Source organism: Pseudomonas kuykendallii, assembly GCF_900106975.1.
Taxonomy (GTDB): Bacteria; Pseudomonadota; Gammaproteobacteria; order Pseudomonadales; family Pseudomonadaceae; genus Pseudomonas_O; species Pseudomonas_O kuykendallii.
On the sequence record NZ_FNNU01000006.1, the window covers coordinates 47,821 to 64,428 of the forward strand.

Genomic DNA, 16,608 nt, shown 5'->3' on the forward strand with positions numbered 1-16,608 from the left:
ACCTTAACCAACTGAAATGTGGAAGTTTTTTGCTGGTTACTTACGCAGGGCCTGAAGCACATCTTCCAGCTCGGTGATCGTCTGCCGGATCAGCTGCTTGTACTGGGTGGTATCGTCCTTCGCTTCGTCGCCAGAAAGACGCTGACGCGCCCCGCCGATGGTGAATCCTTGGTCATAGAGAAGCGCGCGGATCTGACGAATCATCAACACATCCTGACGCTGGTAGTAGCGACGATTGCCACGACGCTTGACCGGATTGAGCTGGGGAAACTCCTGCTCCCAATAGCGCAGGACATGGGGTTTCACCGCACAGAGCTCGCTTACCTCACCGATGGTGAAATAGCGCTTGCCGGGAATGGGTGGCAGTTCGTCGTTATGACTTGGTTCCAGCATAAGCTTCGACTCTGGCCTTCAACTTTTGCCCTGGACGAAAGGTCACCACGCGGCGCGCGGTAATTGGGATTTCTTCGCCTGTCTTGGGGTTTCGGCCCGGACGCTGGCGCTTGTCACGTAAATCGAAATTGCCGAAACCGGACAATTTGACTTGTTCGTTGTGCTCAAGCGCCTGACGGATCTCCTCGAAAAACAGCTCCACCAGTTCCTTGGCTTCCCGTTTATTCAGGCCTAGCTCTTCGTACAGACGTTCAGCCATCTCAGCTTTCGTCAGAGCCCCCATACGCTACTTCCTTAACGTGGCGTTGAACCTTTCTTCCAGAGAAGTGAGGATGCTTTGCGTAATGGCGTTCACCTCATCGTCATTAAGAGTGCGTGATGGATGCTGCCAGGTCAAGCCGACGGCGAGGCTTTTTCTATGCGGATCAATACCTTTACCGTCATACACGTCAAATAGCCTGAGGTCGGTCAGGAATTCCCCTCCCCGCTCCCGAATGGCCGAAAGCACCTCTTGCGAAGTCAGATCGCGATCCACGATAAAGGCAAGATCACGGCGCACTTCAGGGAAGCGGGACAGCTCACCGAATGCCGGCAGACGCCCCTGGACAACTTCGCTCAATAGCAGCTCGAAGAGGAAGACGGGCTTATCCAGACCCAAGGCCTTGCCAAGCTCGGGATGCAGCGCCCCAAGGAAGCCGACCAGTCGCCCATCGCGCTCGACGCGAGCAGTCTGCCCAGGGTGAAGCGCAGCGTGCTCAGCGGGCAGGAAACTGAATGCATCGCCCGCGCCAGCCACTGCCAGCAGTGCTTCCACGTCAGCCTTGAGATCAAAGAAATCAACGGGCTCACGACTATTCGCCCAGGCCTCGGGCTGCCGCGAACCACATATCACCCCGGATAGAACCGGTTGCTGCTGCAGCCCGTCGAGCGCACCGATGAAACGCTGGCCAGTCTCGAACAGGCGCACGCGATCCTGCTGGCGATTCAGGTTGTACTGCACGGCCTTGACCAGGCCCGGCCAGAGAGAGACGCGCATCGCCGCGAGATCGGCGGAAATCGGATTGGCCAGCAGCAGAGGCTCGACGCCGGGATGGAAGAGCTCGAACAGCTTCGGGTCGATGAAGCTGAAGGTGATCGCTTCCTGATAGCCGCGCGCCACCAACTGGCGACGAAGCTTGCTCAGCGCAACCTTTGCTTCCGGCTTTCCCTTGGGGGCCAGTCGGGCTTGTGGGTAACGCACCGGCAAACGGTTGTAGCCGTAGAGGCGAGCCAGCTCCTCGATCAGATCCACTTCGAGGGAAATGTCGAAACGATGGCTCGGCACCGACACGCTCCACTTCCCATCACCGCCAGTCACGGCCAATTCGAGGCCGTTCAGCAAGCGCTCGACCTCCTCGGCCGGCATCGCCAGGCCAAGCATCTGCTCGATGCGCTCTGCGCGCAGAACAACCGTGGTGGACTGGGGAAGATCCGTCTCGCTGGCCGCTTCAACGACCGGCCCCGCAGAACCGCCGACGATATCGAGCAGCAACGCCGTGGCCCGCTCCATGGCCGTACGCGCCAGTTGCCAATCGACGCCACGCTCGTAGCGATGCGAGGCATCGGTGTGCAAACCGTAGGAGCGCGCCTTGCCGGCCACCGAAATAGGTTCGAAGAAGGCACTTTCCAGGAACAGGTCGCGCGTGCTTTCACTCACGCCGCTGTGCTCGCCGCCCATTACGCCGGCAATCGCCAGCGCGCGCTGATGATCCGCAATCACCAGCGTATCGGGACGCAACTCAACGTCTTGACCATCCAGAAGCACCAGCCGCTCGCCCGCTTCGGCCATGCGCACCCGGATGCCGCCGTTGATCTCGGCGAGGTCGAAGGCGTGCATCGGCTGGCCCAGTTCGAGCATGACGTAGTTGGTAACGTCCACCACCGCATCGATGCTGCGCACATCGGAACGGCGCAGACGTTCAACCATCCACAGCGGGGTCGGCTTGCTCAAGTCGACATTGCGCAGTACACGTCCGAGATAACGCGGGCACGCCTTGGGCTCCGCCACCTCGACCGAAACGACCTGATCATGACTGGCCGGAACGGCAGCCACTTCCACCGGGGTCACGGTGGCGCCGTAGATAGCGCCAACTTCGCGGGCCAGACCGGCAATCGACAGGCAGTCACCACGATTGGGCGTCAGGCCGAGTTCGATGCTCGCATCGTCGAGGTTAAGGTAAGCACGCAGGTCTTCACCGACCGGCGCGTCTGCCGACAGCTCCATCAGCCCGTCGTTGTCCTCGCTGATCTTCAGCTCGGAAGCCGAACACAGCATGCCGTTGGACTCGACGCCGCGTAGCTTGGCCTTCTTGATCTTGAAGTCGCCCGGCAGCTCGGCGCCGATCATCGCGAACGGAATCTTCAAACCGGGGCGCACGTTGGGCGCGCCGCACACGACCTGGGAGACCGCCGAGCCATCGCTGACCTGGCAAACGCGAAGCTTGTCGGCGTCCGGATGCTGTTCCGTGCTCAACACCTCGCCCACGACGACGCCACTGAAGGCACCGGCGACCGGGATCACGTCGTCCACTTCCAGGCCGACCATCGACAGCCGCGCCACCAGATCATCATGGGAAACCGACGGATTCACCCAACTGCGCAGCCACTGCTCGCTGAATTTCATTCTGCTCTCCTAGGCGGCGACCACTCGGCCCAAGCCGGGTCAAACCGCAAGAGAACGGAGCGGATCGCCTTGCGCCACCGCCCGTCCTCGCATACCTGCCTCGCGGCAGCTCGATTCGTTTAGTCGATCAGCGAAACTGCGCGAGGAAGCGCAGGTCGTTGTCGAAGAACAAGCGCAGATCGTTGACGCCATAGCGCAGCATCGCCAGCCGCTCCGCGCCCATGCCGAAGGCGAAGCCCTGATAGCGATCCGGATCGATGCCTGCCATGCGCAGCACATTCGGATGGACCATGCCGCAGCCGAGCACTTCCAGCCAGCCGGCACTCTCCTGACCATTTTTCTTCACCACACGGCGGATATCCACCTCGGCGGAGGGCTCGGTGAATGGGAAGTAGGAGGGGCGGAAGCGGACTTCCAACTCCTCTTCGAAGAACTCGCGCAGGAATCCTTCGATGGTGCTCTTCAGGTCGGCGAAGCTGACGTTCTCGTCGATCACCAAGCCCTCGACCTGGTGGAACATCGGCGAGTGAGTCTGATCCGAGTCGCAGCGATAGACGCGACCAGGGCAGATGATGCGAATCGGCGGTTGCTGCTGCTCCATCGTGCGGATCTGCACCGGCGACGTATGGGTGCGCAACAGCATGTTGGCATTGAAGTAGAAGGTGTCGTGCATCGCCCGAGCCGGGTGGTGGCCGGGAATGTTGAGCGCTTCGAAGTTGTGGTAGTCGTCTTCGATCTCAGGCCCTTCGGCGACGTCATAACCGATGTCAGCAAAGAGTTCCTCGATGCGCTCCAGCGTACGGGTAACCGGATGCAATCCACCGGTAGTCTGACCGCGTCCAGGCAACGTCACGTCGATACGCTCGGCAGCCAGCCTGGCGCTCAGCGCGGCGCTCTCAAGCCCAGCCTTGCGTGCATTCAGCGCATCCTGGACGCGCTCCTTGGCAGCATTGATCAGGGCGCCAACTTTGGGGCGCTCTTCGGCAGGAATGTCGCCCAGGGTCTTCATCACCTGGGTCAACTCACCTTTCTTGCCAAGATAAAGAACCCGGATCTGCTCCAGGGCATTGATGTCTTCGCTATGTTGCACGGCCTCTAGCGCTTGCGAGACCAATGCATCCAGGTTTTCCATTTCAGGGCTCCAGATACGAAATAGGGGAAGAGCACAGGCTCTTCCCCTATCGTTGACGTTCAGCACCGGGCGAACCCGATGATTGTCGGGGAGTTAAGCCAGAGTGGCTTTGGCTTTCTCGACAATCGCAGCGAACGCCGCTTTTTCGTTCACTGCCAGATCGGCCAGAACTTTACGATCGATCTCGATGGCCGCTTTTTTCAGACCGGCGATCAGACGGCTGTAGGACAGACCGTTGACACGAGCACCAGCATTGATACGAGCGATCCACAGAGCGCGGAACTGACGCTTCCGCTGACGGCGGTCACGGTAGGCGTATTGGCCAGCCTTGATCACCGCCTGCTTGGCAACACGGAATACACGCGAACGTGCGCCGTAGTAGCCTTTGGCGAGTTTCAGAATTTTCTTGTGACGAGCACGGGCGATGACGCCACGCTTAACACGAGCCATGAATTAATCCTCCAGACCGATGAACGAAATCAACGTAGACGCAACGAGCGCTCGACACGAGCGACGTCGGATGCATGCAACAGCGAGGTGCCGCGCAGCTGACGCTTACGTTTGGTGGACATCTTGGTAAGGATGTGGCTCTTGAAGGCGTGCTTGTGCTTGAGGCCCGCAGCAGTCTTCTTGAAGCGCTTCGCAGCGCCACTTTTGGTCTTCATCTTTGGCATGTTCGGATACTCCGCATTCAGTGATTACACATAACCGCAAGGCCTGCCAGTGCCCTGGTGGTTATTTCCGCTTTTTGGGGGCGATGACCATGATCAGTTGGCGTCCTTCCATCTTAGGATGCTGTTCGACGGCGCCGTATTCGGCGAGATCGGTTTCGACCCGCTTCAACAACTCCATCCCCAGCTCCTGGTGGGCCATCTCTCGGCCGCGGAATCGCAAGGATACCTTGGCCTTATCCCCTTCATTTAGGAAACGTACCAGGTTGCGTAGTTTTACCTGGTAATCCCCTTCTTCCGTCCCTGGTCGAAACTTGATTTCTTTGATCTGCTGCTGCTTCTGATTCTTCTTGGCTGCTGCAACCTGCTTTTTCTTTTCGAAGAGATGCTTGCCGTAGTCCATGATCCGGCAAACAGGCGGGACTGCATCAGCAGAGATTTCTACCAAATCCAGTTTGGCTTCTTCAGCAGCGCGAAGCGCTTCATCAATCGAGACGACGCCAATCTGTTGGCCGTCAGCACCAATCAATCGGACCTCTCTGGCCGAGATGTTCTCGTTGATTGGGGCCTTGGGTGCAGCTCGCTTATCCTGTCTCATTTCACGCTTAATAGTGATTACTCCGATTCTTGGCGACCACGCCGGGAAACCGCTTGCGCAAGCAACTCACGAAACTGCTCGAGGGGCATGGAGCCCAGGTCGACGCCTTCGCGGGTGCGCACAGCAACGGATCGTGTCTCAACTTCCCGGTCTCCAATAACCAAGAGATAGGGAACCTTGAGCAAAGTATGCTCGCGGATTTTAAAGCCGATCTTCTCGTTTCTCAAGTCGGACTTGGCACGAAACCCGCTTTGAGCCAGAGATTTCTCGACTTCCGAGGCAAAATCGGCCTGTTTGTCGGTGATGTTCATGATCACCGCCTGGGTCGGCGCCAGCCAGGCCGGGAAAGCGCCTTCGTAATGCTCGATCAGGATTCCGATGAAACGCTCGAACGAGCCCAGGATGGCGCGGTGCAACATCACCGGGCGCTGACGGCTGTTGTCCTCGCTGATGTAGCTGGCATCCAGACGCTCTGGAAGGTTCGGATCGTACTGCAGGGTACCGCACTGCCAGTTCCGCCCCAGACAGTCCTTGAGCGTGAACTCGATCTTCGGACCGTAGAACGCGCCCTCTCCCGGCTGGTACTCCCAGGATAGGCCGGAGGCATCCAGTGCGTCCGCCAGGGCCTTCTCGGCGCGGTCCCACATTTCGTCGGAACCGACGCGTTTTACCGGCCGGGTGGAGAGTTTCATGATCACGTCGGTGAAACCGAAATCGGCATAGACCTGCAGGGTCAGCTTGATGAAGTTGGCCGCCTCCAGACTCACCTGCTCTTCGGTGCAGAAGATGTGCGCATCGTCCTGGGTGAAGCCGCGCACGCGCATGATGCCGTGCAGTGCACCGGAGGCCTCGTTGCGATGGCAGGAGCCGAACTCGGCCAGGCGCAAGGGCAGTTCGCGGTAGCTCTTCAGGCCCTGGTTGAAGATCTGCACGTGGCACGGGCAGTTCATCGGCTTGATCGCGTAGTCGCGACTTTCCGACTCGGTGGTGAACATGTTGTCGGCGTAGTTGCCCCAATGGCCGGACTTCTCCCACAACACGCGATCGACGATCTGCGGCGTACGCACTTCCAGATAGCCATTCTCGCGCTGCAGGACGCGCATGTACTGCTCGAGCACCTGATAGATGCTCCAGCCGTTGGGATGCCAGAAGACCATTCCCGGCGCTTCTTCCTGGGTATGGAAGAGGTCAAGGCGCTTGCCGATCTTGCGGTGATCGCGCTTTTCGGCCTCTTCGATACGCTGGATGTAGGCGGCGAGCTGCTTCTTGTCCGCCCAGGCGGTGCCATAGATACGCTGCAGTTGCTCGTTCTTCGCATCGCCGCGCCAGTAGGCGCCCGACAGCTTGGTCAGCTTGAACGCCTTGAGGAAGCGGGTATTGGGCACGTGCGGGCCGCGGCACATGTCCACGTATTCTTCGTGGTAGTAGAGCCCCATCGCCTTCTCGTTCGGCATGTCCTCGACCAGGCGCAGCTTGTAGTCCTCGCCACGGGACTCGAACACTTCGATGACCTCGGCACGCGGCGTCATCTTCTTGATGACGTCGTAGTCCTTCTCGATCAGCTGATGCATGCGCTGCTCGATCGCCACCATGTCATCGGGCGTGAAGGGACGCTCGTAGGCGATGTCGTAATAGAAGCCGTCTTCGATGACCGGTCCGATCACCATCTTGGCGGTTGGATAGAGTTGCTTGACCGCGTGACCGATCAGGTGCGCGCAGGAGTGGCGGATGATCTCGACGCCCTCCTGATCCTTCGGGGTGATGATCTGCAGGCGCGCGTCATGTTCGATGACATCGCTGGCGTCGACGAGACGGTCGTCCACCTTGCCCGCCACGGTGGCCTTGGCCAGGCCAGCCCCAATGGATTGAGCCACCTCGGCAACGGATACCGGATGATCGAACGAACGCTGACTACCGTCGGGAAGAGTGATGATGGGCATGGCGCCTCCTCTCCTAGTGGTGACCCCTACCAAAGGCCACGTGGGTTGGGATGAGCCAGTAAGCGATCCGGCGGTGTACCCGCCTCACAGTGGCTGGAGCCCGAAGGCCAACCAGACCGGACCGGAGTCACTGGAAGTTTTGGAGGGCGGATGCTTTCAGAAACGCCGCTGCCTGACAAGCGAAAGGCCCGAAAACAGCAAAATCCATGGATTCAGCACTCATCGGAACGAAAATGTTCGCCTGCATGCATGCGTTTCAGACCTGCCTTACCATCAGCCTGACGACCCGATAAAGCCGCGCGGTCGCGGGGAGACCTCAATGAGAATGTCGATACTGCTGGCCCTTGCCTGCCTGCCCTGCGTCAGCCAGGCCACCACCGTGCTCAAATGCATCGACGCGGCAGGCAACGTGAACTTCACCCAGACGTCCTGCCCGCCCGGCCAGCACCTGGAAAGCATCAGCGAGCTCACCGCGCCACCACCACCAAGCGGCGATGGCGATCCGGTCAAACTGGCCGAGCCAAAGGCACCCGCGCCGGCAACCGAAGCGCCCCCCACTCCCGCTCAACCGCCGATCGTCATCGTGGCTCCGGCACCGGCTCCGGAAGCGCAAGGTGAGATTTACGAGAGCTATCGCGGCTATCAGCGTCACGTACCTTACCGGCACGACTATTATCCGCCGCCACCCGGCTACTGGGGAAAACCGCCCGGTTCATGGCCGCCGCCCCCGCCACCGCCGCGCCCACCCGCGGAGCCGGACAAACCGCGCATCAAGGGAATGCTGATGGATCGCTGACGGCCACCCGGTGAACGCCCTGGAACCGGGCGTTCCACACGTCGAATTCAATGAAACCGTCGCGGCAAAGGCTGTCCCAACCCATGAGGCATCACTCACCCACAGACTGATGGAGGCTCTCATGGCCATCGAACAAGCGCTCTGGAATGAAGTACTCACCCGGCTGCTGCACGCTCATCCGGCAGGACTCGGCAAGGAAGTCCTGGACAACTATCGAGGCCAGCAGGCCGTCGTGGACTGCCTGGCCGATCTGCAGGAACGCGGGTTGATTCAGGGAGGAACCATCCTGCCCGGCGCGGTGAACGACCATTCCCTGGACTTGCCCGTAAAGCTGACATCCGCCGGCGTAGAGCAAGCCAAAGCGATCGAATGACCGTACGAGCCCGCCCTGGGCCGGGCTTCACGGAACTACGATCCACCGCCTGGCGCGAATGACCGCCAGGCGCGCCGGCTACTTCGACTCCTGCCGGATGTCCAGAAGCACCCAGACATCCAGCCCTTGGGCGCGGGCGGCTTTTTCGGCCTCCAACTGAGCGGTCAGCCGGCTGATCGAGCGCGAGCGGTGCTCGAAGCGGAACGGCGGCCCGCCATTCTTGCGGACACTCAACTCGACCAAGGTGTAGGTGAAGGGATTAGGCGATTTTTCTTTTTTCTGTTTCTTCGGTGCGGCGGGGGTGAGGCCCAATGCTTTACGCACGTCGTCCTCGGACAAACTCAGATTGCTCAACTACGAAACCCTGCTGCTGGATTGACCGCATACGGCCCGCGGCTGGATGCCGCAGCGATACTGTATCGTCAGCAACCATTGTCGACAATCGACAGATCTAAATTCCGACAGAACTTAATAACAGGCCTAATAGAAGTGGATCTCGCCCCCTTCGATGCCGGCAATCTGATCGATGATGGCGGCCGCCGCGCACTCCGCCTCGACGAGGCTGGCGAAATCCTTCGTACGGGTTACCTGAAACGCCGCCGACTGTTCCGCGGTACGCCCTCTGAGCATGACGAACGCCTTGATGCCGTCACTGTCCTGCACAGCACTAGACCAAACGCGCGTAGCACCTATCACTCGATAGCCCATAGCCCGTTACCCGTTCAGTTATGTCCAGGGTTAAGAGCGGCCAAAACGCTCGATAATTGCCCAACCAAAGGTTGGCGGGCCGTTGCCACCGTGTTTCGCAGGCGCGTGAGACACCGACTAAACCCGCTCAAACCCGCGCCAGCAGCGAGCTGTTGGTCGCCTTTATGTCCTGCAAGGAGGGAAACCCGCCTTCGTCGGACGTGCTCCCGTTTTCCTTCCCGCTCGCGGACAACAGGTCGAACAGGTTCGGCAGAGGTTTGGAGACCTGCTCCTTGAGCGCGGCTGTGCGAAGGGCCGTTTCGATGGGTGCCTTCTCCTGATTCCAGGCGGCCGAAGACTTCTCGTCGCTACTCACGGCAGCGAGGAATTTCGCGCCCGCGAGATTGCGCGCCGTTTCGTCCCCGGCGTATGGATCGACGAACTGGGCTTGGCTGCCCGCCGGGCCGACGAATTCACCCATCGCCAGCGACAGCTGCTGCTTCATCAGGGAACTCGCGGCTTTCTGCTCCTGCTCGGAGAACAGCCCCCCGACGTTCTCGCTGACCGAATACAGAGAGCGACGATCAAGGTTGCCCATCAGCGAAATGGTGTCGACATTGCCCGGGCTGTTTGCATCGTAAGGCGTGCCACTGGCCTTCATCGTCGCGTAGTTGGCGTCCATGCGACTGCGCGCGTCGGTAGCGACGTCCGCCAATGTCTTGCCCTGCGAACTGGAAACGGAGCCCGGACTGATGACGCCGCGAACCAACGCATCCGAAGTCATTCCGGTTCGACTGGGGAAGAACTGCGCGTAGTAGTTGCTCAGCGCATTGGATTGCTGGCCCGCACTGGAGAGCGTAACGGTCGACGAATGCCCGGAGGTCGTAGACGCGGCCGTGTTCGCAAGGCTCGCCGTCGAGGCCTCCAGTGCGCTTGCCACCGAGGTCTTCTGGCCGTACAGCGAGGACGCATTCGCCGAGTAGTAGCCCGCCACGCCGCCGGAGATGATGCTCATGCTGGGTTCCTTTTGCAGTACAGGGCGTCGCCAGAGAAATGGCGCATACCCGGAGCTTTCAGGGTCTTTTGCAAGGACCACGCCAGCGACAACGGGCTTCTGGCCGCAGCGAGGCCATAAAAAAGCCCCGCATCGGCGGGGCTTCTCGGTTGCAGGAAACTCAGCGCTCCATCACCTGTTTCACTTGCGTCAGCGGAATCTGCTGGGTACGGCCGTCAGCGTCTTCGTACTCGTAGAGGCCGCTGTCTTCGTCCAGCTTCGGCTCGCCGTGGGCGGTGATCATCTGACCGTCGTTGGTACTGATCACGTAATCGCTGGCACAGCCGGCGAGGCCCAGCACACAGAACGCGGCAAACATCCAATGCTTCATAAGTGACTCCTTCAGTTAACCAAGAGAGGACAATGCGTCAGACACCCGCCGGTGAAATTTGCTCCCGAGCGCATGCCAGGACCGCCGATTGCCCGGATCAGCTATCCGCCTCCCGGCCTTCACCGCCGATGTGCACTTTGGGCAGGTCATAGGGCGGCTCGACCTGCTTCTGCATCGGCGGTTTTGCATCGGGATCGTTTTTCAGCGGCACCGGCGCGTCCTCGATGATAGAACCGGGGTCCTCGTTGCCAGGATCGTTGATCAGCGACCCCTCGCCGAGGTCCTGATGCCCCTTCCCCTCGTTCGATTCCGTACTCATAGCGACCTCCTCACCCGGCCTGGAGTAGACCTGTACCCGTTTGAGGCCGCCGCCGGCTGCGCGTTCCGAAATCAATCGCCTGGGTGGAGCCTTGGCCCGTTCAGGACGGCACTACCGCCTACGCATGGAGAACGCCAGCAGCAGGAAACCCGGCACGAGAAACGCCGGCGCCATGTACAGAAAAGTGTCGCCTCCGCCGCCCATCCCCACCGCCGCGAAGGCCACGCCACAACACAGCAACGGCGTGGCCGCGATCATCAGGGGTTTCGGTTTGGTCTTCTTCTGCACACGTGACTCCAACGGCTCTTCGGAACTCGCGGCAGACCGCGAAATGCACAACTACGACGCATCGATTACGCGCGAGTTCGGAATGTCCTGTCGCGGAAACAGGCATGGCGCGCCTCAGGCGCCACCCAGATGCTCGTAAAGAAGGGTGCCGCCAACCAGGATCAGAACGATCCCGCCGGCAATTTCCGCGCGCCGCCCCACCATCGTGCCCAGCACCCGACCCAGCAGCGTTCCCATCGTCACCATCGTCATGGTCACCAAGCCGATCGCCAGCGCCGCGACGGCGATGTTCACATCCACGAACGCCAGCCCCACCCCTACGGCCAGCGCATCAATGCTGGTAGCGACCGCCGTCGCGGCGAGAATCCAGAACGAATGCTGCGTGGCCCTGCCCTCGGGCGCTCCAGCTTCCGGTTTCAAGCCGGCGTAGATCATGTGCAGGCCGAGCAGCAACAGGAGGCCGAAGGCGATCCAGTGATCCCATTCGGTCACGTAGCTGCTGGCAGCCTGCCCGATGAGCCAACCGACGACGGGCGTGATGGCCTCGATGACACCGAAGATCAGACCGGTACGGAGCGCTTCGGCGAGAGATGGCTTGTGCAGGCTCGAGCCCTTGCCTACCGCCGCAGCGAAGGCGTCGGTGGACATGGCGAAGGAAAGGAAAATCAGCGAGAGGGTGTTCAAGGTGCAGCTCCAGCCGGGCATGAGTCCACGACACGCCGCGCGCCCAGCTTGAGCGCAGCAATGTCGTTGGTCTCACCAATCCGGCTGGATGCGCTGACCACGGCTGACCGCCGAGTATGTTGACCAGCGCGCCCGCGCATCACGCACAGGCAGGTTACTCCCCAAAGAGGCAGCGGAGCGTAGCAGGCCCGGGTGAAAAAAACGTGAACGCTGAAGATGGAGCGACGATCAGCGTCATGGGCAGACACCACGCACTCATGACTGACCCATCACAGGTAGATGGCCAAGCAGACCGATCCCGCCAGAGTCACCTGCCGGGTTCTTTGACAGCGAAGGCCAGCATCGAGCGAAGACAAAATCCACACAAACAAAAAAGGCGACCCTTTCGGATCGCCTTCCAAGCCCCGTGCAGTACGGGTTTTGTTTGGTAGGCACAATTGGATTCGAACCAACGACCCCCACCATGTCAAGGTGGCATCAGGGCCATCGCTACCTTATTGATATTTAAGGCTTTCTTAGCCACCATCAAGTGCCTGAAAACTGCACTATACCCTCATGAAAATCAACAACTTGGCGTTGTATTTTCATACAGCTGCGCCAGGCAAACCACGACAATCCTCCGCTGTTCAGCGGCTCGGCACCCTCCACAGCTGATCCATCTTGGTCGTGAACGACTGGCTCATCAGCTCCCGCCTCATGCCCCACTCGGGGCTCGACGTGACCCGTCCGGGTCGAAGCGTCCCCCTTCCCCATTTCGCATTGATCTCGTCCAGCACGCTCATGACCCGTTCGCTCGCCTCGGGCTGAGTAGTGGCGAACAGGTCGGCGGTGTACTCGCCGCGCTGGCACAGATCGAGCAGTAAGATCTCCGCCTTGCTGTAGTTGTAGCCCTCCCGGAACACGCGATCGAGGCCGGCCAGCGCCGCGGCGGTGAGCATGCGCACGTCGTCGGTCGGGTACGGCAGTTCGCAGAGCACGCCGTTCGCGTATTTCGCCTCTTCCGGATTGAACATACCGGTGCGCACGCTCACGCGCAGGCGCTTGCACAGGGAACCCTGGGCGCGGAGCTTCTCGCTGGCGCGCGCGGTGTAGCTGGCCACCGCTTCGCGGATCGGCTCGATTGCCTTCAGCCGCTGGCCGAACATCCGACTGCAGCAGATCTCCTGCTTCGGCGGATCGGGGTCGTCGAGTTGCAGGCAAGGCGTGCCGCGCAGCTCCCGCGCCGTCTTCTCGACCACCACGCTGAATTTCTTCCGCAGCATCCAGGGATCGGTCTGCGCCAGGTCCCATGCGGTCTTGATCTTCATTCCCTCGAAGTGCGCCTGCAGCTTGCGGCCGACGCCCCACACCTCGCCGACGTCCAGGGCGCGGAGCAGCTTGTCCCGGCGCTCGGGGTCGCGGATGTCTACCACGCCCCCGGTCTGCTTCTGCCAGCGCTTCGCAGCGTGGTTGGCGAGCTTGGCCAGGGTCTTCGTGCCGGCGATGCCGACGCCGACCGGGATGCCGGTGCACTGCAGCACGCGCCGGCGAATCTCACGGCCGAGCGGCTCGGCGCCGGCTATGCCGGTCAGGTCGGCGAAGGCCTCGTCGATGCTGTACACCTCGAGCGCCGGCACCAGGCTCTCGATGACCGTCATCACGCGCTGGCTGATGTCGCCGTAGAGCGCGTAGTTTGAGCTGAACGCCACCACGCCCCACCGCCGCAGGTCGTTCTTGATCTGGAAATACGGGGCGCCCATCTTGACCCCGAGGGCCTTCGCCTCCGGCGTGCGACTGATCACGCAGCCGTCGTTGTTGCTGAGCACCACGATCGGAGTGCGCAGCAGGTCCGGCCGCCAGACGCGCTCGCAGCTGCAGTAGAAGGAGTTGCAGTCGATCAGCGCGAAGACGGGTTCACGTGCAGCCATGGCTGCGCACGCTGAATTTCACAACGCCCCAGATGCGCAGCTCGTCGCCCTCGAGCACGAAGCGCGGCGGGTATTTGTCGTTCGCCGAAAGCAGCCGGATGTCGGTGCCGCGCTTGTGAAGGATCTTCACCATCGGTTCGTCATTGAGCGCAGCCACAACGACGGCGCCATGCTCGGCCGGCAGGGAGCGGTCCACGACTAGCAGGTCGCCGTCGAAGATGCCGATGTCCCGAAGGCTCTCGCCGTCGACGTAGACCAGGTAGGTGTGAGGCGCGCGTATGTCGAACAGCGCGTCGAGGGATATCGTCTGCTCGAGATGATCCTGCGCCGGCGATGGGAAGCCGGCTGGCACGCGAAAACCATACACCGGCAGCGGCACGCCGCCGGGCGCTATCTGGCCGACGATGGGGAGGTTCATGTGGAAGGGTCCGAATACTGTTTATACGTACAGTTAAACAAGGGCGTGATGGCGGGGTCAAACGGAACACGCAGTGGGACGACGACCGGAGAACGAGATGTGCGGACGATTCACCCAGTACCGGACAGCCATCGAATATCTCGAAGCATTGCGCTATGAGAAGGACATCATGGGCGGGTTCGATCCGGAGCCGATCGGGCGCTACAACGTCGCCCCACGGTCGCGTGTGCTGATGCTGTTCGAGAACGACGAAGGCGCGCGCTTCGCCAAGATCCCTTGGGGCTACGAGCCGTTCTGGGCGAAGGGGAAAAGGCCGCCGGCGATCAACGCCAGAGTGGAGACGGCAGCCACCAGCCGATTCTTCCGGGACGTGTGGCGCAACGGTCGTTGTCTGGTGATGGCGGACGGGTGGTACGAGTGGGTGAAGGATGCCAACGACCCCAAGAAGAAACAGCCCTTCTACATCAGGCTGAAGAGCCAAGAGCCAATGTGGTTTGCGGCGCTGGGCCAGTTCAATCGTGAGGGTCAGTTAGAAGAGCGCGAGGGAGACGGTTTCGTGATCATCACCGCCGAAAGCGATCAGGGAATGGTGGACATCCACGACCGCCGGCCTGTTGTGCTGTCGCCCGAGCTGGCACGCGAATGGATCGAGCCGGACCTGGGGGCCGAGCGCGCCGAGGAAATCGTGAGGACGCTGGGCACGCCGGTGGAGGAGTTCGAGTGGTTCGAGGTGGACAGGGCGGTGGGGAACGTAAGGAATGAAGGGCCGGGGCTGATACGGCCATTGAGTCCCCATGTAGGCGAATCTGACGCAGTGGACGATTTCGATTTCACTGCTTAGCTAGAAAGGTGGCACTTCCACCACCCATCCAAGAAAGGAGAAAGCCATGGATGATCTCAGTAATCGAGGACCGCAAGACCGCGCACGGATAAACGTCGGCGAAGAGCATGAGCTTCGCTACTGGACAAAAACGCTTGGGGTAACGGAGGCGGAGCTTCGGGCCGCAGTCAAAGCAGTCGGTGTGATGGCGGATAAAGTTCGCGCCTACCTGAAGAAATGAGGAGGGGTGCCGGCCAGCCCGGCGTCCACCCGCCCTGTATAGATCCAGCAGCCAAGAGATCGTAGTTCGCCGCAATTTACCGTCGCCAGCCATAGCGCTGGTCATCGACATGCCTGATTCGCCGCCAGCAGCTCCCCCTCGTAACCCATACGCTGCCGGCGTTCGGCGAGCAGCGCGCGCACCTTCACCTCGAGCGAATCCGATTTCCGGAGGCCAGCAGCGGCCCAGGACGGCACGGCTACGTCCTTCGTGCGGCACGGAACCGGCACCGGCACTTCCACCCGCACTACGCGTGGCTGCGGATCGACCGTTTCGGGATTCCCAGCGCAGCCCGCCAACAGCATCAGTGCGGCGATGATCAGCACAGCCCTCATAGGCCCAACTCCTTGTCGATGATGGATTCCGCTGCCTCCGCGGGATCGCCGCCGGTGCGTTCCTGCTGCAGGCGATTGGCGGCTTGGTAGTCGGTTTGTGCCTGGGCGTGTGCGGCGTTCTGTGCCGCCTCAGCAGCCTGTTCGCGCTGCGCTGCCTCGTTCTGCAGCTTGCCAAGCGCCCTGCCCTGCTCGCCCGTCAGCTCGGCGAGGTTGTCGCGCGCGGCAGTGCATGCGACCAACTGTTCACCCTTCGCCGTAGCCACGGCCCGCGCCACTTCCAGCTGCGGCGAGTAATGCCGGTCGGTGAGCCACCACGCCGTTGCCGCGCCGCCGCCGGCGCCCAGGCCGAGCAATGCTATGGCGCCAACAGCGAGGGCGGCGACGCGGTACTGGGCTGGGATCAGATCGCTGAGGCTCATGCCAGAGCCCGCCGCACACCTTCGGCAATCACTGCCGGCGCGTAAGGGTTGCCGCCGTTCTCGTGGCGAATGATCGCCGTCGTCACAGCGAGCAGCACGGGCTGGGCCTTGATGTCGATGACCTCGTTCGGGTCGACGCCGACGCTCCAGGCGACGGCGCGGATGTAGGCCTCGGTGTCGTTCTCGTTGCCCGGTGCCCAGCGGTTGATGGTCTCGCGCACCGTGTCGACACCGCGCTCGCCAACGCCCGGCTGGCCGTCCTTGCCGCGGTAGTTGATCAGCAGCTTACCCAGCGCGCGGATGCCATTCTCCGGCGAGTCGAATCGAGCGAAGCGCGGGCGCGCCACGCCCTCCTCCAGCCCGACTTGCCCTTGCCATTTGTTGCGAGGGTTGAAATCGATATTGCCGGGGTTGTTGTTCCGCACCCCGCGAGTTGCTGTTGCCATGCTTTTCTCCAGACATGAAAAAGCCCGCGCGCGGCGGGCTGGTGGGTGGTGATGC

At 61.3% G+C, this 16,608-nt stretch carries 24 protein-coding genes and 1 tRNA gene; 4 read left to right on the forward strand and 21 right to left on the reverse strand.

The window, feature by feature from the left end:
* Positions 1-36: 36 nt before the first annotated feature.
* The 8 genes from BLV15_RS18195 to thrS all read right to left on the reverse strand — a co-directional run bounded on the left by BLV15_RS18195 (position 37) and on the right by thrS (position 7,396).
* On the reverse strand, positions 37-393 hold the full coding sequence (locus BLV15_RS18195) for a MerR family transcriptional regulator (protein ID WP_090231128.1): 357 nt from the start codon (positions 391-393) through the stop codon (positions 37-39).
* Positions 374-676: an integration host factor subunit alpha gene (gene ihfA, locus BLV15_RS18200; RefSeq protein ID WP_003282572.1), complete on the reverse strand. Its 303-nt coding sequence runs from the start codon at positions 674-676 to the stop codon at positions 374-376. Before ihfA ends, BLV15_RS18195 begins: the two co-directional genes overlap by 20 nt.
* Positions 677-679: 3 nt before the next feature.
* A complete protein-coding gene (gene pheT, locus BLV15_RS18205; RefSeq protein ID WP_090231129.1) occupies positions 680-3,055 on the reverse strand; it encodes a phenylalanine--tRNA ligase subunit beta in 2,376 nt (791 codons plus the stop codon).
* Positions 3,056-3,182: 127 nt separating this feature from the next.
* Positions 3,183-4,187 (reverse strand): phenylalanine--tRNA ligase subunit alpha, encoded by a 1,005-nt coding sequence (gene pheS / locus BLV15_RS18210; RefSeq protein WP_090231130.1) that lies wholly within the window; start codon positions 4,185-4,187, stop codon positions 3,183-3,185.
* 93 nt (positions 4,188-4,280) lie between these two features.
* Complete coding sequence (gene rplT / locus BLV15_RS18215) at positions 4,281-4,637, reverse strand: 50S ribosomal protein L20 (protein WP_090231131.1); 357 nt, start codon at positions 4,635-4,637, stop codon at positions 4,281-4,283.
* Between the two features lie 29 nt (positions 4,638-4,666).
* On the reverse strand, positions 4,667-4,861 hold the full coding sequence (gene rpmI, locus BLV15_RS18220; RefSeq protein ID WP_090231132.1) for a 50S ribosomal protein L35: 195 nt from the start codon (positions 4,859-4,861) through the stop codon (positions 4,667-4,669).
* A gap of 61 nt (positions 4,862-4,922) precedes the next feature.
* Positions 4,923-5,474: a translation initiation factor IF-3 gene (gene infC / locus BLV15_RS18225; RefSeq protein WP_175534400.1), complete on the reverse strand. Its 552-nt coding sequence runs from the start codon at positions 5,472-5,474 to the stop codon at positions 4,923-4,925.
* The gene (gene thrS / locus BLV15_RS18230; RefSeq protein ID WP_090231134.1) at positions 5,474-7,396 is read right to left on the reverse strand and encodes a threonine--tRNA ligase; all 1,923 of its coding nucleotides are present in this window, start codon (positions 7,394-7,396) and stop codon (positions 5,474-5,476) included. The genes infC and thrS overlap by 1 nt, the downstream gene beginning before the upstream one ends.
* Positions 7,397-7,721: 325 nt before the next feature.
* Here thrS and BLV15_RS18240 point away from each other — a divergent pair, with 325 nt between their 5' ends.
* Together BLV15_RS18240 and BLV15_RS18245 are read left to right on the forward strand one after the other, a co-directional pair.
* On the forward strand, positions 7,722-8,192 hold the full coding sequence (locus BLV15_RS18240) for a DUF4124 domain-containing protein (RefSeq protein ID WP_090231135.1): 471 nt from the start codon (positions 7,722-7,724) through the stop codon (positions 8,190-8,192).
* A gap of 121 nt (positions 8,193-8,313) precedes the next feature.
* The gene (locus BLV15_RS18245; protein WP_090231136.1) at positions 8,314-8,565 is read left to right on the forward strand and encodes a hypothetical protein; all 252 of its coding nucleotides are present in this window, start codon (positions 8,314-8,316) and stop codon (positions 8,563-8,565) included.
* A gap of 78 nt (positions 8,566-8,643) precedes the next feature.
* Here the strand turns inward: BLV15_RS18245 and BLV15_RS18250 are convergent, their stop codons facing one another.
* The 10 genes from BLV15_RS18250 to BLV15_RS18285 form a co-directional block, all read right to left on the reverse strand.
* Entirely contained in the window at positions 8,644-8,889 is a 246-nt protein-coding gene (locus BLV15_RS18250; RefSeq protein WP_090231343.1) for a hypothetical protein, read from the reverse strand.
* Positions 8,890-9,045: 156 nt separating this feature from the next.
* On the reverse strand, positions 9,046-9,228 hold the full coding sequence (locus BLV15_RS18255) for a hypothetical protein (protein ID WP_090231137.1): 183 nt from the start codon (positions 9,226-9,228) through the stop codon (positions 9,046-9,048).
* 172 nt (positions 9,229-9,400) lie between these two features.
* Complete coding sequence (locus BLV15_RS18260) at positions 9,401-10,267, reverse strand: hypothetical protein (RefSeq protein ID WP_090231138.1); 867 nt, start codon at positions 10,265-10,267, stop codon at positions 9,401-9,403.
* Positions 10,268-10,427: 160 nt separating this feature from the next.
* Positions 10,428-10,637 (reverse strand): YgdI/YgdR family lipoprotein, encoded by a 210-nt coding sequence (locus BLV15_RS18265; RefSeq protein ID WP_090231139.1) that lies wholly within the window; start codon positions 10,635-10,637, stop codon positions 10,428-10,430.
* Positions 10,638-10,734: 97 nt separating this feature from the next.
* The gene (locus tag BLV15_RS18270) at positions 10,735-10,956 is read right to left on the reverse strand and encodes a hypothetical protein (RefSeq protein WP_090231140.1); all 222 of its coding nucleotides are present in this window, start codon (positions 10,954-10,956) and stop codon (positions 10,735-10,737) included.
* Between the two features lie 111 nt (positions 10,957-11,067).
* Positions 11,068-11,244, reverse strand: coding sequence for a hypothetical protein (locus tag BLV15_RS22160; protein WP_175534397.1), 177 nt, complete (start codon positions 11,242-11,244; stop codon positions 11,068-11,070).
* Between the two features lie 114 nt (positions 11,245-11,358).
* A complete protein-coding gene (gene mntP, locus BLV15_RS18275; RefSeq protein ID WP_090231141.1) occupies positions 11,359-11,928 on the reverse strand; it encodes a manganese efflux pump MntP in 570 nt (189 codons plus the stop codon).
* 425 nt (positions 11,929-12,353) lie between these two features.
* Positions 12,354-12,463 (reverse strand) — tRNA-Val (locus BLV15_RS22165).
* Between the two features lie 91 nt (positions 12,464-12,554).
* Positions 12,555-13,835, reverse strand: a complete 1,281-nt coding sequence (gene umuC, locus BLV15_RS18280; protein ID WP_090231142.1) for a translesion error-prone DNA polymerase V subunit UmuC — start codon at positions 13,833-13,835, stop codon at positions 12,555-12,557.
* The gene (locus BLV15_RS18285) at positions 13,822-14,253 is read right to left on the reverse strand and encodes a LexA family protein (RefSeq protein ID WP_090231143.1); all 432 of its coding nucleotides are present in this window, start codon (positions 14,251-14,253) and stop codon (positions 13,822-13,824) included. Before BLV15_RS18285 ends, umuC begins: the two co-directional genes overlap by 14 nt.
* Before the next feature lie 97 nt (positions 14,254-14,350).
* On the opposite strand from BLV15_RS18285, the gene BLV15_RS18290 reads away from it, so the two are divergent.
* The gene (locus tag BLV15_RS18290; protein ID WP_090231144.1) at positions 14,351-15,094 is read left to right on the forward strand and encodes an SOS response-associated peptidase family protein; all 744 of its coding nucleotides are present in this window, start codon (positions 14,351-14,353) and stop codon (positions 15,092-15,094) included.
* 46 nt (positions 15,095-15,140) lie between these two features.
* Positions 15,141-15,314: a DUF3606 domain-containing protein gene (locus BLV15_RS18295; RefSeq protein ID WP_090231145.1), complete on the forward strand. Its 174-nt coding sequence runs from the start codon at positions 15,141-15,143 to the stop codon at positions 15,312-15,314.
* Positions 15,315-15,415: 101 nt separating this feature from the next.
* Here the strand turns inward: BLV15_RS18295 and BLV15_RS18300 are convergent, their stop codons facing one another.
* From BLV15_RS18300 to BLV15_RS18310, 3 genes are read right to left on the reverse strand one after another with little or no spacing between them, the layout of a single operon-like run.
* On the reverse strand, positions 15,416-15,688 hold the full coding sequence (locus tag BLV15_RS18300; RefSeq protein WP_090231146.1) for a hypothetical protein: 273 nt from the start codon (positions 15,686-15,688) through the stop codon (positions 15,416-15,418).
* Positions 15,685-16,107, reverse strand: coding sequence for a hypothetical protein (locus BLV15_RS18305; protein ID WP_090231147.1), 423 nt, complete (start codon positions 16,105-16,107; stop codon positions 15,685-15,687). The genes BLV15_RS18300 and BLV15_RS18305 overlap by 4 nt, the downstream gene beginning before the upstream one ends.
* On the reverse strand, positions 16,104-16,553 hold the full coding sequence (locus BLV15_RS18310) for a structural protein P5 (RefSeq protein WP_090231148.1): 450 nt from the start codon (positions 16,551-16,553) through the stop codon (positions 16,104-16,106). The genes BLV15_RS18305 and BLV15_RS18310 overlap by 4 nt, the downstream gene beginning before the upstream one ends.
* Positions 16,554-16,608 lie beyond the last annotated feature (55 nt).

Coding starts and splice junctions, on each gene's coding strand:
- BLV15_RS18240 (WP_090231135.1), top strand. CDS start 7,722: ATGTCGATACTGCTGGCCCTTGCCTGCCTGCCCTGCGTCAGCCAGGCC.
- pheT (WP_090231129.1), bottom strand. CDS start 3,055: ATGAAATTCAGCGAGCAGTGGCTGCGCAGTTGGGTGAATCCGTCGGTT.
- rpmI (WP_090231132.1), bottom strand. CDS start 4,861: ATGCCAAAGATGAAGACCAAAAGTGGCGCTGCGAAGCGCTTCAAGAAG.
- BLV15_RS18310 (WP_090231148.1), bottom strand. CDS start 16,553: ATGGCAACAGCAACTCGCGGGGTGCGGAACAACAACCCCGGCAATATC.
- BLV15_RS18285 (WP_090231143.1), bottom strand. CDS start 14,253: ATGAACCTCCCCATCGTCGGCCAGATAGCGCCCGGCGGCGTGCCGCTG.
- BLV15_RS18265 (WP_090231139.1), bottom strand. CDS start 10,637: ATGAAGCATTGGATGTTTGCCGCGTTCTGTGTGCTGGGCCTCGCCGGC.
- BLV15_RS18270 (WP_090231140.1), bottom strand. CDS start 10,956: ATGAGTACGGAATCGAACGAGGGGAAGGGGCATCAGGACCTCGGCGAG.
- BLV15_RS18260 (WP_090231138.1), bottom strand. CDS start 10,267: ATGAGCATCATCTCCGGCGGCGTGGCGGGCTACTACTCGGCGAATGCG.
- pheS (WP_090231130.1), bottom strand. CDS start 4,187: ATGGAAAACCTGGATGCATTGGTCTCGCAAGCGCTAGAGGCCGTGCAA.
- BLV15_RS18195 (WP_090231128.1), bottom strand. CDS start 393: ATGCTGGAACCAAGTCATAACGACGAACTGCCACCCATTCCCGGCAAG.
- BLV15_RS18245 (WP_090231136.1), top strand. CDS start 8,314: ATGGCCATCGAACAAGCGCTCTGGAATGAAGTACTCACCCGGCTGCTG.
- rplT (WP_090231131.1), bottom strand. CDS start 4,637: ATGGCTCGTGTTAAGCGTGGCGTCATCGCCCGTGCTCGTCACAAGAAA.
- BLV15_RS18305 (WP_090231147.1), bottom strand. CDS start 16,107: ATGAGCCTCAGCGATCTGATCCCAGCCCAGTACCGCGTCGCCGCCCTC.
- umuC (WP_090231142.1), bottom strand. CDS start 13,835: ATGGCTGCACGTGAACCCGTCTTCGCGCTGATCGACTGCAACTCCTTC.
- BLV15_RS18290 (WP_090231144.1), top strand. CDS start 14,351: ATGTGCGGACGATTCACCCAGTACCGGACAGCCATCGAATATCTCGAA.
- ihfA (WP_003282572.1), bottom strand. CDS start 676: ATGGGGGCTCTGACGAAAGCTGAGATGGCTGAACGTCTGTACGAAGAG.
- BLV15_RS18300 (WP_090231146.1), bottom strand. CDS start 15,688: ATGAGGGCTGTGCTGATCATCGCCGCACTGATGCTGTTGGCGGGCTGC.
- thrS (WP_090231134.1), bottom strand. CDS start 7,396: ATGCCCATCATCACTCTTCCCGACGGTAGTCAGCGTTCGTTCGATCAT.
- BLV15_RS18295 (WP_090231145.1), top strand. CDS start 15,141: ATGGATGATCTCAGTAATCGAGGACCGCAAGACCGCGCACGGATAAAC.